12 protein-coding genes are annotated in these 15,042 nt (G+C 64.0%); 2 read left to right on the top strand and 10 right to left on the bottom strand.

The genetic code is table 11. The features are described 5' to 3' along the window. Positions 1-9: 9 nt before the first annotated feature. Both ACYG9Y_RS23000 and ACYG9Y_RS23005 read left to right on the top strand, forming a co-directional pair. On the top strand, positions 10-1,032 hold the full coding sequence (locus tag ACYG9Y_RS23000) for a substrate-binding domain-containing protein (RefSeq protein ID WP_023738036.1): 1,023 nt from the start codon (positions 10-12) through the stop codon (positions 1,030-1,032). A 166-nt stretch (positions 1,033-1,198) separates the two neighbouring features. Further along, the gene (locus ACYG9Y_RS23005; RefSeq protein WP_023738035.1) at positions 1,199-2,545 is read left to right on the top strand and encodes an NAD(P)/FAD-dependent oxidoreductase; all 1,347 of its coding nucleotides are present in this window, start codon (positions 1,199-1,201) and stop codon (positions 2,543-2,545) included. Positions 2,546-2,571: 26 nt separating this feature from the next. Here ACYG9Y_RS23005 and ACYG9Y_RS23010 read toward each other — a convergent pair whose 3' ends face one another. From ACYG9Y_RS23010 to ACYG9Y_RS23055, 10 genes are all read right to left on the bottom strand, one after another. Next, on the bottom strand, positions 2,572-3,984 hold the full coding sequence (locus tag ACYG9Y_RS23010; RefSeq protein WP_023738034.1) for a S8 family serine peptidase: 1,413 nt from the start codon (positions 3,982-3,984) through the stop codon (positions 2,572-2,574). Continuing rightward, entirely contained in the window at positions 3,974-4,642 is a 669-nt protein-coding gene (locus ACYG9Y_RS23015; RefSeq protein ID WP_023738033.1) for a hypothetical protein, read from the bottom strand. The genes ACYG9Y_RS23010 and ACYG9Y_RS23015 overlap by 11 nt, the downstream gene beginning before the upstream one ends. 14 nt (positions 4,643-4,656) lie before the next feature. Further along, the gene (locus ACYG9Y_RS23020; RefSeq protein WP_023683483.1) at positions 4,657-5,223 is read right to left on the bottom strand and encodes a sigma-70 family RNA polymerase sigma factor; all 567 of its coding nucleotides are present in this window, start codon (positions 5,221-5,223) and stop codon (positions 4,657-4,659) included. Positions 5,224-5,402: 179 nt separating this feature from the next. Next, positions 5,403-6,593 carry an integrase core domain-containing protein gene (locus tag ACYG9Y_RS23025; protein WP_023826017.1) on the bottom strand — a complete coding sequence of 397 codons (1,191 nt, stop codon included), beginning with the start codon at positions 6,591-6,593 and terminating at the stop codon, positions 5,403-5,405. A gap of 250 nt (positions 6,594-6,843) precedes the next feature. Continuing rightward, positions 6,844-7,683 carry an alkaline phosphatase family protein gene (locus ACYG9Y_RS23030; protein ID WP_023739637.1) on the bottom strand — a complete coding sequence of 280 codons (840 nt, stop codon included), beginning with the start codon at positions 7,681-7,683 and terminating at the stop codon, positions 6,844-6,846. Positions 7,684-7,747: 64 nt separating this feature from the next. After that, the gene (locus ACYG9Y_RS23035; RefSeq protein ID WP_023739638.1) at positions 7,748-9,403 is read right to left on the bottom strand and encodes an ABC transporter ATP-binding protein; all 1,656 of its coding nucleotides are present in this window, start codon (positions 9,401-9,403) and stop codon (positions 7,748-7,750) included. Then, entirely contained in the window at positions 9,403-10,230 is an 828-nt protein-coding gene (locus tag ACYG9Y_RS23040; protein ID WP_023703637.1) for an ABC transporter permease, read from the bottom strand. Before ACYG9Y_RS23040 ends, ACYG9Y_RS23035 begins: the two co-directional genes overlap by 1 nt. A 9-nt stretch (positions 10,231-10,239) precedes the next feature. Next, entirely contained in the window at positions 10,240-11,199 is a 960-nt protein-coding gene (locus ACYG9Y_RS23045; RefSeq protein ID WP_023739639.1) for an ABC transporter permease, read from the bottom strand. A gap of 16 nt (positions 11,200-11,215) precedes the next feature. Next, positions 11,216-12,802 (bottom strand): ABC transporter substrate-binding protein, encoded by a 1,587-nt coding sequence (locus ACYG9Y_RS23050; RefSeq protein ID WP_023739640.1) that lies wholly within the window; start codon positions 12,800-12,802, stop codon positions 11,216-11,218. Positions 12,803-12,956: 154 nt separating this feature from the next. Then, positions 12,957-14,939, bottom strand: coding sequence for a CocE/NonD family hydrolase (locus tag ACYG9Y_RS23055; RefSeq protein WP_023739641.1), 1,983 nt, complete (start codon positions 14,937-14,939; stop codon positions 12,957-12,959). Positions 14,940-15,042: the final 103 nt, after the last annotated feature.

The following is a 15,042-nucleotide window of genomic DNA, read 5'->3' on the forward strand; positions in this document are numbered from 1 at the left end:
AGGCCTCCAGTGAACCTGAAGCAGCTCTCTCATATGCTGGCCCTGTCGCAGACAACGGTAAGCCGTGCGCTCAACGGCTATCCGGAGGTCAACGAGGAAACCCGCCGGCGCGTGGTGGATGCCGCCAAGCGCCACGGCTACCGGCCCAATCCGAGCGCGCGCCGATTGGCGACCGGCAAGACGGGCATGATCGGCTATGTGCTGCCGACGGGCGCCTCCGTCGACATCGACCCGCATTTCGTCGAATTCCTCTCCGGCCTCGGCGACTATGCCCGCTCGCACGAGCTCGACCTGGTGCTGTCGCCGGCCGACGCCGACGACCAGGAAACCACCTATCGCCGCATCGTCGCCAACCGCCAGGTCGACGCCGTCTACATCTCCTCGCCGCGCCCGGCCGACCGGCGGGTGGCGCTGGTCAACACGCTCGGCATTCCCTTCATCGTCCATGGCCGCAGCGAAGGCTCCGATTTCGAGTACCCCTTCACCGACATCGACAATGAGGGCGGCTTCCACGACGCCGCCCGGCTGCTGGTTCAGCTCGGCCACCGCCGGCTGGCGCTGATCAATGGCGACGACCGCGAGACCTTCGCCATCCACCGCGAGCGCGGCATGCGCAGGGCGCTGGCCGCGAGCGGCCTGACGCTCGGCGAGCGCCATGTCTGTTCACTCACCATGACCGAGGAGAACGGCTACCGCGCCGCCAGGCGCCTGCTCGAACAGAGCGAGCGGCCGACGGCGATCGCCTGCTCCAGCCTGATCATGTCGCTCGGCGTCGTGCGCGCGGTGCGCGACCTTGGCCTGACCATTCCCGGCGACCTGTCGTTGATTGCCCATGACGACGTCTTTCCATGGCTGAAGCCGGAGAATTTTTCCGTGCCGCTGTCGACGACGCGCTCGTCGATCCGCCTCGCCGGCGCCCGCGTCGCCGAACGCCTGGCGGCGCGGATATCAGGCTTGGAAGAAGGGGCGCGAGGCGAGGTCTGGCCGGTCGACCTTGTGGTCAGGGGCTCGGTGGCAGGCGCGCCGGTGTAGGGATCAATCCAGTCACTTCGTGGGCCGAGTTCGAACCCTTGCGAACGTTGACTAGATTGATTGAAGTCTTGTGGGACAACGGTCTGCTTGCACCTGCCCTTGCTTTGGTTTCTGGAGGGTGGCAACCACCTAGCCAGCGCCATCGACCAGCCCACAGGTATGCCACTTGCCCCCATTCCCGTTTTCCGAAGCGGATACAATCCAACATTCTGGCCCACCCCCGAAGAGTTCGGAGGTGGTGATCGTTGGCGGCGGCGTTATCGGCGTGACGACAGCGCTTTTCCTGGCGCAGCGCAACATTCCGGTGACGCTGCTGGAAAAAGGGCGTGTAGCGGCTGAACAGTCGTCCCGGAATTGGGGCTGGATTCGAAAGCAAGGACGCGACGCCGACGAGTTGCCCATCGTCATCGAGGCTATTCGCCTGTGGCGGCAACTGGCTGAGGAATGCGGCGAAGACATCGGCCTGACCCAAACAGGTGTGACCTACCTGGCGAACACCGACAAGGACATGGCCGGCTTCGAAGCGTTCATGAAGATCGCCGCGATGCATGCGCTCGACACCCGTCTCCTGGACGGAAACGAAACCGCGACACTCATCAAAGGCATGTCGCGCAAATTCAAGGGCGCGATGACGACGCCCTCCGACATGCGTGCGGAGCCTTGGCTGGCGGTGCCTGCACTTGCCCGGCTCGCCGTGCGAAAAGGCGTCAAAATCGTGGAGAACTGCGCGGCGCGAACCCTCGAAATCTCGGCCGGCAAGGTCAAGGGCGTGTGGACCGAGGCGGGGTATATCGAGGCCTCCAGCGTATTGGTCGCCGGAGGCGCCTGGTCATCCCTGTTCCTGAGAAGACACGGCGTCTCCATCCCCCAGCTCAGTGTCAGGGTAACCGTCGCCGCAACCGAGCCCCTGGCTGAAATCTATGCAGGCGCGGCGACTGACGAACACATCGCTTTCCGGCGCCGGCAGGATGGCGGCTATACGCTCGCCGCGGGCGGCAGCCATCTGCATTACCTGGGACCTGATGCATTCCGGCACGCCTCCAAATACCTTCCTGCGCTGAGGGACAATCCGCTGGGGACACGCTACTTTCCGTTCGCGCCGTCAGGTTACCCCGATGCCTGGTCGACGCCGCGCGATTGGGCGCCGGATTCGCACAGCCCTTTCGAGAGAATGCGGGTGCTCGACCCGGCCCCGGAACCGGCCCGTCTGCGTTCGATAGAACGCAAGTTCAAGCACCTCTTTCCGCAGTTCGAGACGGTTCGCCTGAAGGCAAGCTGGGGTGGCATGATCGATGCCATGCCCGACGTCGTCCCCGTCGTGGATCGGGTAGAGGCAGTCGGCGGCCTTTTCGTCGCGACGGGGATGAGCGGTCACGGCTTCGGCATCGGGCCTGGCATAGGCCGCGTCGTTGCGGACATGATTCAGGGAAACGAGACCGGACACGACCTCAGCCGCTTCCGCCTGTCACGCTTCCATGATGGCAGCCCTGTCCGGCTGGGTCCGGCGCTCTGAATTCGGTGGCGCGAAATTCGCCCGGTTTACTTGTTCGCCGCCGCCTTCGTATCCAGCAGCCCATAACCGAAATCATTGTCCCGTCCCTTCGGACCGAGATCCCTGGCGGTGACGGCCAGCGCCTTTTCGATATCGTCGGCGGAGCGCTCGGGTGAGGCGTGGATCAGGTTGGCGATTGCGCCGGACACGATCGCGGCGGCAAACGAGGTGCCGGTGACGACGTCAGAGCCGGCGCCGCTCGGCGCCACCATCTCGACGCCGGGCGCCGAGATGAAGACATAAGCGCCGCGATTGGCCTGCTGCATCAGCCCGTCCTTGGCGTCGGTGGCGGTGACCGCGATGACGCCGTCATAGGCGGCGGGGTAGCCATAGGGCGCTTTTGGCCCGTTGTTGCCGGCAGCAGCGACCAGGATGATGCCGAGCCCGCGCGCATTGCGGCAGGCGGTGCCGAGCAGATCGTTCTTGGGGCCGACGAAACTCATATTGATGATGCTGACATTCTGGTCCGCCGCCCAGTCGAGCGCCGACAGGATGACGTCCATGGTCGACTTGCCGTCCTCGAAGGCGCGGGCGTGATAGATCCTGGCGCCGGGCGCCATGCCTTCGAGCGCGCCGACGCCGGCGATCAGCCCGTCGACCGAGGTACCGTGGTCACGCTTTTCGACCGGCACGTTGGGCATGGCGTCGAACTGGTCGGCAATGACGCCGGACAGCGCCGGATTGGTGTCGTCTATGCCGGTGTCGATGACGGCGATGCGCACGTTTTCGCCACTGGCTTGCTTGTTGTCGAGCTGAATGCGCTCGAAGGCATAGTTGACGATGCCGGCCGCCTGCTGCAGCGAATAGATATGGTTTGGCTCGCGCCGCAGGGTGCGGCCATCGGCGGCCAGCTGCGCCAGCACGGCGCCGACCGGGCGGCCGTCGGGAATGCCGAAGCGCACCAGTGTGGTGCCGAGCAGCCGCGACTGGCGCTGCGAGCGCACTTCAAGGCCGAAGGAGGCGGCGATCTGCTGGACGGCGCCGGCATCGCCGTCGACGGTCACCAGCACCTCGTCGGGCACGAACTCGCCGGCGATGGCACGGCGCGGCGCGGTCGCGACAAGATCGGTCGGCGAAACGATCGCCCCGCCGGCGGGTGGTCCGGCCTGCGTGCCGGCAGGCGGCGCTGACGGCCGTGGCGTCGGCACGGGCGCTACGGGAGCCGGTGGGTTGGGAAACAGGTCGACGATCAGGGCCGGAAGGGTAACTGCGCCTGGTTCGCCGCCGACGTTGGCCTCATTGCCGTCTTTCGGGCAGTCGGCAGCCGCCGCTCCGGCCGCGTCGGTGCAGTCGGCCCGGCCGGCATTGGGATCATTGGTCTGCGCCGACGCCGGCACGGCGACGATTGTCGTCGCCGCCACCAGGATCGCCGCAAATCGAATGACCGCCCTAGCTGCCATCAACCGGTTTCCTTCCCTCGATCACAGTCTCCGCGAACGGCTGGGCGGCAATAAGGCCGACGAGCCTGGTGTAGTCTGCTCCGGTCTTGACCGGGATGGCAATGCGGAAGACGCCCGAGGCGGCCGGCCCGCCGGCGATCTTCAGCGCGTTCTGGTCGAGGAAGACAGCGATGTCGGACATCTTCGCATCCGGCTTGAACTTGACCAGCGCGAACGGCAGTTTCGCCAGATCATCCTCGGCGCCGGCAATCTCGAAATCATGGCTCTTGCCGCCGGTCTGCACGTAGGACTGCACCACGACCAACGCCAGCAGCACCGCCGCTGCCGCCCAGGCGACACCGACCGGCACCGCCATGAAACGGCCGAGTGCCTGCGCCAGCCAGGAACGGCCCGCGGGAGCGCGGACCGGTCCGGCTTCGGCGTCGAGCGCCCTGGCAAAGCGGCTGAGCGCATCGGCCGGTGGCCGGATCGCCTCGTTGGCGGCGGTGGCGCCGGAGAATTCCGCCTCAGCCTCGCCAAGCGCCGCCGTCGCGGCCGGATCGGACGCCAGCCATTCCTCGACGGCTTCGAGGTCCGAGCCTTCCAGCGAGCCGTTCAGGTAGAACGGCAGCAGCGTTTCCATTTCGTCACGGCGTGACATTTTTCCAGCGGCGCTCATATCTTCAGGATTACTCATGGCCACCCCCTGTCGTAACCGGCGGCCTTGAGGGCTTCGCCGAGTTTCTTGCGGGCGTAGAACATTCGGGTCTTGACGGTGGCGACCGGGATGCCGAGCACCTCGCCGATCTCCGTCACCGACTGTCCATGGTAATAGGCAAGGTCGATCACCGAGCGGTGTTCCTCCGGCAAGGCATCGACGAAGCGCCGCAAAGCGGCGCCCTTGTCTTCCTTCATGGTGGCGACTTCCGGCGTGTCGGCGCCGTCGGGAACCTGCGCCGCATCATCGTCATCGATCCAGTCTTCTTTTTTCTTGCGAAGCATCGACAGCGCCTTGAACCGGGCGATGCCGAGCAGCCATGTCGAGACTTCCGAGCGCCCTTCGAAACCGGGCGCCTGGCGCCACAGCTCGAGAAAGACCTCGTTTGCGATATCGTCGGCCATCATTTCCGATCCCGTCTGGCGCACCACGAAGCGGTAGACCCGCGCGTGGTGACGCATGAACAGCAGCCGAACAGCGGCACGGTCGCCCTTCGCGACCCGGTCGACAAGCGCGCGATCAGTCTCGGTCGCTGCCGTCATGGCCGGTCGAGCCGCCTGGCTCCTGTCTGCTCTGTCGCCGATAGGTTCAAAAAGGTTCATCCTTCCGCCAAGGAATTTTGGCGAAGCTAACCGAAGAGAGGGAGTGTTGCCAGAGCGTCTGTCCAGCCGATAGATGGGTAACACTTTGAACCGGATACATAGGTGACACTTCTCTCCCCCTATGCGTCCGCCGCAGCGCCAAGCGGATTGGTTGGCGCGGCGCTGCGGCGGACAAGCTTCATGTGCCGTGTGTCGATGATGCCGAGCGGGTGGGCATGGAATGAGAGTGTCCATTGTCCGTCTTCGGTCTCCAACGCAGCGACCGGTTCGCCCGCCAGCGCTTGCGAGACATATATGAAGCCGCCATTCCATCGGATCTCGCCATTGTGGCGCACGCGGCGGACCGAGGCCTCGGCCGGATAGACGGGCTCGGGTGGTGTCCTGGGCATGGCGCGCTGTGAGGACCGGTAGTGCTGGGCGGGCGTATCCATGCCCAGCGCCTCATGGGGACGTTCCTCATTGTAGCTGTGGCGGAAGGTCTCGAAGGCCTGGCCCTGTGCCGTTCGGTCGGCTTCCGGTGCCTCGGCCATCGGCAGCATGGTCAGGTGAAAGCGCTCGTGACGTCCGTTCTGCTGTGGCCTGCCGGGTGCGATCCGCTCCAAGGTGATGCCGAGCTTGATGAAGCGCACGACAAGCGGCGTCAGCCCGGTGACGCCGGCCGATGCGAAGGGCGGGCCATTGTCGCTTCTGAAGCGATCCGGCAGGCCATGCTCTTCAAACAGCCGCTCAAACACCGGCCAGGCTTCGCTATCGGCCGTCGACCCCGTCGCTTCGAGCGCCAGAAGATAGCGGCTCGACGCATCCATCACCGTCAAGGGTTCGCAACGCCAGCCGTCGCGGGTCCGGAACCAGCCCTTGTGATCGCCAGTCCACACCGCGTTCGGTTCTTGCGGCTGTGGCCAGGGTCCATTGCCGCAGGCCCGCAGGCGGGGTCGCTTGCGGGCGCGGACAAGCCCATGCCGCGCAAGGATCGCGCCGACCGTCGAGGCTGAAGGCCACATGAACTCGGGAGCCGTGCGCCTGAGCCGTGCCACGATCTTCTTTGGACCCCAAAGCGGATGCAGCTCCTTGGCCGCCACAATCCGCTCAACCAGATCCTGAGCTGTCGCCCGGCCATGATTGAGCGGGGCTCGCGGCAGGTCGTGCAAACCCTCAGGCCCAAACGTCCGATAGCGTCCTAGCCATTTGTAGCCGTTCTTGCGTGAGATCCCGTAGGCCGCACAAAGCGCAACCATCGTCTCATCCCCAGAAAGACACTCCACAACAAACCGTAGCCGCTCGTCCATGATGCCAGTCTCTCGCCAAACCATCGCCGGTCCTCCGGCGGACAAGAAAACTGTCACCCATGCTATCGGTCCATTCTGTTACCTATCTATCCGGTTCGGACACGTCTCCCTTCTCCCCGTCACTATACGGGGAGAAGGTGCCGGCAGGCGGATGAGGGGCGGCGCCGGCGTTGGGGTATTTATTTTGATGTTAGCGCTGCCCCTCACCCTTACCCTCTCCCCGTATAGTGACGGGGAGAGGGGGTAGCGAACGGCGGCTCAGCGACGACCTCCGTCACCCCAAAAACGGCTTAGCCTTCATGGTCTCCGGCACCGGCACACCCAGCCGCTTCAGCACCGTCGGCGCCAGTTGCAGCTGATCAAGCAGCGTGTCCGGATCCGGCCCTTTGCCGGCTCCGAAATAATACAGCGCGAAATCCTGCATTTCATCGTCGCGGCCGCCATGATGGCCGCGGTCTGTCTGGCCGTGGTCGGCGGTTACGATCACCTCGTAACCGGCTTGCCGCCAGCCCGGCAGGAAGGCTGCCAGCATGCCGTCCATCCCATAGCAGGCATGGTCCATTTGGTGGCAGTCATGGCCGAAGCGATGGCCCATCGAATCGAGCGTGCAGGTGTGCAGGATCCCGTAGTCGATATCATGGCGCCGGGTCAGCATGGTCAGCGTCGCAAACAGGTCGACATCGCTCGGCGTCATCTGGTTGCGGGCATTATAGCCGGTCATGGTGTGGAAGCGGCCATGCGCGATCGGTCCGTTGGGCTCGTCATACTCCATGTCCTCGACCAGATCGAACGGATAGGAACGGAAGAATTCGGACCAGTAGGAATGCGTCACTGCGCCGGTCTTGCCGCCGGCCTTGCTGACCTCGGAGAAAATATCCGGCTTGTTGACGAGAAAACGGTTCTCGTTGGACAGGATGCCGTGCTCCTGCGGCGAAACCCCGGTGTGGATCGAGGCATAGCAGCAGGCCGAGGTCGACGGCAGCACCGAGCGCATCTTCCACACCTGCGCCTCGCCCGACTGCACCCAGCCCTCGAGATTGCCCATCAGCCGGCGCCAGTTCCGGTAGGGCACGCCATCGAGAATGATGAGCAGCAGTTTGGTCTTGAGCGCCATGGGCGGCTCCGGAAAGCTTTTGCCGTTGAAAGAAGTTTTCGCGACAAAGGCCGCGAATTCCCTACTAATTCCCCGCGCTCGCCATGCGCCGTCCCTTGATCGCCTTTTCCAGCCAGCCGATCTCCATCTCGGGAACGGACGACAGCAGCAGGTCGGTATAGGCGTCGAAGGGCGGCGTCAGCACCTTGCTCTTGGCGCCATAGCGCACCACCTCGCCGCGATACATCACCGCGATCGAATCGGCGATCGACTTCACCGTCGCGAGATCGTGGGTGATGAAGAGGTAGGCGACCTTCTCGTGCTGCTGCAGGTTGAGCAGCAGCTTGAGAATGCCGTTGGCCACCAGCGGGTCGAGCGCCGATGTCACCTCGTCGCAGATGATCAGCTTGGGCTTGGCGGCGAGCGAGCGGGCGATACAGACGCGCTGTTTCTGGCCGCCGGAGAGTTCGGCCGGATAACGATCGAGAAAGCCCTTGCCCATCTCGATCTCGTCGAGCAGTTCGGCGACGCGCTTGTCGCGCTCGCGACCGCGTATGCCGAAGTAGAATTCCAGCGGCCGGCCGATGATGGTGCCGACGGTCTGGCGCGGGTTCATCGCCACGTCGGCCATCTGGTAGATCATCTGCAATTGCCGCAGATCCTCCTTCGGCCGGTCGGCAAGCCTGTTGGCGAGCGGCCTGCCGTCGAAGGTGACGGTGCCTTCTTCCGGCGGCAACAGCCCGGTGATGGCGCGCGCCAGCGTCGACTTGCCGGAGCCGGATTCACCGACGACGGCCAGCGTCTGTCCCGGATAGATGTCGACCGAGACGTTCTTCAGCACCTTGACGTGGCTGCCGCCGTAAGCGGCGGTGACGTTCTTGACCGACAGGAACGGCGCGGCGCCGGGCTTCTGCTCGGCATGCTCGATCTCATGCACCGAGACCAGCGCATTGGTGTATTCCTGGCGCGGCTCCTTGATGATCTGGCGAGTGCCGCCCCATTCGACCAGCCTGCCATGGCGCAGCACCATGATCTCGTCCGAGACCTGGGCGACGACGGCAAGATCGTGGGTAATGTAGAGCGCAGCGACATGGGTGTCGCGGATGGCGTCCTTGATCGCCGCCAGCACGTCGATCTGCGTCGTCACGTCGAGTGCCGTGGTCGGCTCGTCGAAGACGATCAGGTCAGGTTCCGAACACAGCGCCATAGCCGTCATCACGCGCTGCAACTGGCCGCCTGAGACCTGGTGCGGGAAGCGTTCGCCGATGATTTCGGGGTTTGGCAGGCTGAGCTTCTTGAACAACGCCACGGCACGTTTCTCGGCCTCGGCGCGTGTCGCCGTGCCGTGCAGCAGCGTTGCTTCCACCACCTGGTCCATCAGCTTGTGCGCCGGGTTGAAGGCGGCGGCCGCCGACTGCGCGACATAGCAGACCTCGCGGCCGCGCAATTTGCGGAAACCTTCCTTGCCGCCCTTGAGAATATCGCGGCCGTTGAGCAGCACCTCTCCGCCGGTGATGCGCACGCCGCCACGGCCATAGCCCATCGACGACAGGCCGATGGTCGACTTGCCGGCGCCGGACTCGCCGATCAGGCCGAGCACCTTGCCCTTTTCCAGCGTCAGCGAGACATCGTGGACCAAAACGATGTTCTTCGGCGCCTCGCCGGGCGGAAACACTGTCGCTTCGATGCGCAGCTTGCGGATATCGAGCAGCAGGCCGGGCTTTGCTTTTGTGTCAGCCATCACCCGCGTCCTCCCTTCAGGCTTGTCGTGCGGTTGAGCACCCAGTCGGCGACCAGATTGACCGAAATCGCCAGTGCTGCGATCGCCGCGGCGGGAATGAGTGCCGCCCCGATACCGAAGACGATGCCGTCCTTGTTCTCCTTGACCATGCCGCCCCAGTCGGCATCCGGCGGTTGCACGCCAAGCCCGAGAAAGGAGAGCGTCGACAAGAACAGCACCGCGTAGATGAAGCGCAGGCCAAGTTCCGAGACCAGCGGCGAAAGCGCGTTGGGCAGGATCTCGCGGAAGATGATCCAGCCGCTGCCTTCGCCCCGCAGCTTGGCGGCCTCGACATAGTCCATGACGTTGATGTCGACGGCCACCGCGCGCGACAGCCGGTAGACGCGGGTCGAGTCGAGGACGCCCATCACCAGGATCAGCGTCACCAGATTGGTCGGCAGCACCGAAAGCACGACGAGCGCCATGATCAGGGTCGGGATCGACATCAGCAGATCGACAAGGCGCGACAGAAGCGTGTCGAACCAGCCGCCGAACACCGCCGCCGAAAAGCCGAGGATGGCGCCGAGCGAGAATGACAGCGCGGTTGCCAGCACCGCAATGAACAGCGTGATGCGAGCGCCGTAGATCATGCGCGACAGAAGATCACGGCCGAGATTGTCGGTGCCCAGCCAATGCGCTGCGGACATCGGTTCCCAAGGAACGTCGCTGACAATCTCGGCATTGCCGTGTGGTGCGATCCATGGCGCGAAGACAGCCGCCACGACGAACATCGTCGTCAGTACGATGCCAATCAGCGCGGGAATGGGGATGCGTTTGATATCGAGCATGCCCGCCGCCTATTTCGGATGTCTGAGGCGCGGATTGGCGACAATCGCCCCGATGTCCGCGATGATGTTGAGAGTGATGTAGACAGCGGCAAAGATCAGGCCGACGGCCTGCACCACCGGCACGTCGCGCTTGGTGACGTGGTCGACCAGATATTGCCCCATGCCGGGATAGACGAAGATCACCTCGACCACGACGACGCCGACGATGAGGTAGGCGAGGTTGAGCATGACGACATTGATGATCGGCGCGATGGCGTTGGGGAAAGCATGCTTGCGGATGACGTTGAAGGCCGACAGGCCTTTCAGTTCAGCCGTCTCGACATAGGCCGACTGCATGACGTTGAGGATGGCCGCGCGGGTCATGCGCATCATATGCGCCAGCACAACCAGCGTCAGCGCGGCGGCCGGCAACGCGATCGCCTGCATACGCTCGCCGAACGGCATGCCGTCATAGACCGTGGAAATGGCCGGGAACCATTGATACTTCACGGCAAAGAAGTAGACGAGCACATAGCCGATGAAGAATTCCGGGAAGGAGGTCGAGGCGAGCGCCAGGCCGGAGATCAGCTTGTCGACCCAACCGTTGCGGTAACGCACGGCGATCAGGCCGAGGATGATCGCCAGCGGCACGGCCACGACCGCCGCCCAGAAGGCGAGAAACAGCGTGTTCCACAGCCGCCCCTTGATCGAGGTCGCGATATCCTGGCCGCTCGACATCGCCGTGCCGAGGTCGCCGGTGAGTGCACCGCCGAGCCAATGGAAATACCTGACGTAAGCCGGCTGATTGAGGCCGAGCTGCTCGCGCAAATTGGCGAGCGATTCCGGCGTCGCCGACTGTCCGAGAATGGCTTGCGCGACGTCGCCGGGCAGGATCTGGGTGCCGGCGAAGATCAGGACCGAAACGGCCAGCAAGAGGACGATGCCCAGCGCAACGCGCTGGGCCACAAGTTTCACGACGGGTGAGGACATATCCGCAAAGCCGGGCTCAGGCTTCGAGCCAGCACTTCGCCAGCGCGTAGCCGTTCATCAGCTCCTGATGCGGATCGTCTACCCAGCCGCCGACCTTGGCGCCTGTCGCATCGATGAACTGATTGAACATCGGCAGGATCAGGCCGCCCTCGTCGCGCACCAGCACGGCCATGTCGTGGTACATCTGCTTGCGCTTGGTCTCGTCGAGTTCGGCGCGTGCGGCTAGCACCAGCTTGTCGAAGTCCGGACGCTTGAAACGGGTGTCGTTCCAGTCGGCGGTCGACAGATAGGCGGTCGAGTACATCTGGTCCTGGGTCGAGCGGCCGCCCCAATAGGAGGCGCAGAAGGGCTGCTTGTTCCAGACCTCGTTCCAGTAGCCGTCGCCGGGCTCGCGCTTGAGCTCGATCTTGATGCCAGCCTTGGCCGCGCTCTGCTGGAAGAGCTGCGAGGCGTCGACCGCGCCCGGGAAGGCGACGTCGGAGGTGCGCAGCAGCACGGTGCCGTCATGGCCCGACTTCTTGTAGTGGAACTTGGCCTTGTCGGGATCATATTTGCGCTGCTCGATCTCGGAAAACAGCGGATAGGACGAATTGATCGGGAAGTCGTTGCCGAGCGAGCCGTAGCCGCGCAGCACCTTGTTCAGCATCTCCTCACGGTCGATCGCGAGCTTCAGCGCCATGCGCAGGTCGCTGTTGTCGAAGGGCGCGGTGTTGCAATGCATGATGAAGACATAGTGGCCGGGGCCGGCATGGTTGCGGATGGTGACGCCCGGTACACGCTTGATCAGGTCGACGATCTTCGGCTCGACGCGGTTGATCATGTTGACCTGGCCGCCCTGCAGGGCCGCCGTGCGCGCGGTCGCGTCGTTGATAACGATGATCTCGATCTGGTCGGCATGGCCCATCTTGTCGGCCTGCCAGTAATTGGCGAAGCGCTCGCCGCCATGGCGCACGCCGGGCTCGTTGGTGGTGACCTTGTAGGGTCCTGCCGAGATGCCGGCATCCGCCTTGTCCTTGCCGCCGTTGGGCTGGACGATGAGGTGGTAGTCGCTGAGGAGATAGGGAAGGTCGGCGTTGGCCTCCTTCAGCGTCAGGACGACTTCCTTGCCACTGGCTTTGATGCTGTCGATGCCCTTCATGTAGCCCAGCGCGCCGGACTTCGACTTTTCATCAGAATGGCGCTCGAGCGTTGCCGCCACATCCTCAGCGGTCACCGTCTTGCCGTTGTGGAATTCGACGCCGTCGCGGATTTTCAGCGTCCACACCTTGGCGTCGTCCGACGAGCCGATCTCTTCGGCGATGCGGTTCTCGAGTTTGCCTTCCGGAGACAGCTCGACGATCAGTTCGCCCCACATCTTGCCAAAGGCGAACGGCACTTGCGTCATGAACAAAGCCGGGTCCAGGCTGTTCGTGGATTCGCCGCCGACGAGGCCGGCCTTCAGCGTGCCGCCCTTGACCGGGCCTTCCGCGCGAGCCGCACTGGAAAGCAGCATATTGGCGAAGGGCGCTGTGACGCCGAGTGCTGCGGCGCGGCCGAGGAAATCACGACGGCTCAGCTTGCGGGACGCAACGCGCCGGCTCAGATATTCGAGTTCGTTGGACATTTGAGTTCCTCACTCTGTTGGTTCGACCTTATGGTCGTTTTTTGCTTGTTGTTACCAAAGGGATATTGACCGGAAGGCAAAGCCGTAAGCAAGACGGAATGCGACATGCCGTGGCGTAAATCGTGCGTCGCAACTGGACCAGTCGGGTCGACGCTCAGAGCAGGTCGCGCGGGATCGTCTCTTCGAAATCGCGTTCGAAAACCAGCGTTTCGCCCTCATAGGCTTCGATTCTGGCGCTGACGATGAAGTTTTGCGCATCGCAGCGCATTTCAGCCGACGTCTCGGTGCGCACCGACCATCCGTTTCGCGACAAGGTCTGCGTCCATTGCGTGCGACCCGAGGCAGACAGCGGGTCGTCGGGGTGGATCGTCCAGCTCTCGCGGGCAATGCTGCCATTGGCCAGTCCATGCGCGAGATCGCGCACTTCTCCGAAATCATCCGTGATCGACAGCGTGACGATGCCGGTCTTCTCATCGCGATCGACGTGACGCTCGGAATTCGCTGCACGAACTGTCGCGGTTGCCCAGGGTGTTGCGCCTTCGGGAGACTGGAACGAGGTCTCGTCGGCTTTTGCGAGCGGGCGCAGCGGCAGCCTCAGCGTCGCCGCTGAAAGGTCGAGCCGCACCGGCTCCGGCGACGGCCAGATCATCGGCCAGTAAGCATTGGAAACCGCGATGCGCAGCCGGTGTCCGGCCGGCACGCGGTAGGCGCACTGGTCGAGAATAACGCGCGCCGAAACCGTTTCGCCCGGCACCAGCGCTTGCGGCTGTTCGTGCGAAGAACGATGCGTCAGGTTAAGCACGCCGTAGGAGATCAGTTCCGAGGCGCCGTCGGGGTGCACGTCGCACAGTCGAACCGCGATGTTCGCCTGCGGGCGATCGGACGACACCCGGATGAGAAGCTCCGGCGCGCCGACGATGTCGAGTGTCTCGGCAAGCACAGGCTGATCGAAGCAGACGGACAGCGCATCGTCCGGGCGCTGGTCGCCCGGCAGTTCCGGGCCAAAGGTGAAGGGAAAATATTCGCCGCCGGCGAGCCCGCAGCTTTGCGGGGTCGCCACGATCGCCGGCCTGACGCCGTCAGCAATGAGTTCGATCGCCCCGACCTTGATGTTGGGAGACGGCCATTCCTGTTCGGCCACCCAACGGCCCGGCCGCTCCGGGTGCCAGCGCGCCGGCCGCACACTGTCCATGACATAGGCGCGGTAGTCCGGGTCGGCCTCGACGCCGGTGTCGACGCCCTTCAACCAGCTGTCCCACCAGCGCAACGCCTCCTGCAGGAAGCCGATGGCGGGTTTGGGTTCGGCATAATGCGGGTATTTGTGGATCCATGGCCCGACAATGCCCTTCACCGGCGCCTGGATGTTGGTGACCAGATGCGAAATCGTGTTGCGGTAGCCGTCATGCCAGCCGCCGATCGACAGCACGGCGGCTTTGACCGCGGAGAAATCCTCGCAGATCGAACCGCGTTTCCAATAGGCGTCGCGATGCTGATGGCTGAGCCAGAGCGGCAGAAGGAAAGACTGGTTCTCCAGCCGCGTCAGCCAGAGGTCGCGCCAGCGGTTGCCCGCAATCAGCGGATCCGGCGGTCGCGACGAATAGGACAACATGGTCGAGGCCCAGCCGAAATTTTCCGTCAAAAGGCAGCCGCCCTTGTAGTGGATGTCATCGGCGTAGCGGTCGACGGTCGAGCACAGGCTGATCACCGCCTTCAGCGCCGGCGGCTGCTTGGCCGCCACCTGCAGGCAGTTGAAGCCACCCCAGGAAATGCCCATCATGCCGACACTGCCGTTGCACCAGGGCTGTGCTGCCGCCCAGGCAATCACATCGCAGGCGTCCTGCAATTCCTGCTCGGAATATTCGTCGTCCATCAGACCTTCGGAATCGCCATTGCCGCGCATGTCGACGCGGATCGAGGCGTAGCCGTGGCCGGCAAAATAGGGATGCGTCAGCTGATCGCGAAAGATGGTGCCGTCGCGCTTGCGGTAGGGCAGGTGCTCGAGGATCGCCGGCACCGGATCGCTGCTGGCGTCCTCCGGCATCCAAACCCGCGCCGACAGCCGGCAACCATCCGGCATGACGATGCCCATATCGGGGAATTCGACGACCTTGCGGGGAAATTCGGTGATGGTTTTCATGCGATGCTCCAGGATGTCAGTGACGCATGAAGCGGGCATGTCATGAAGTCAAACGGGCGACGGCCGGTGTCGCCGCGACGACGCCACGATATGTAGCCCGATT

This window comes from Mesorhizobium sp. W050 (genome assembly GCF_054719535.1).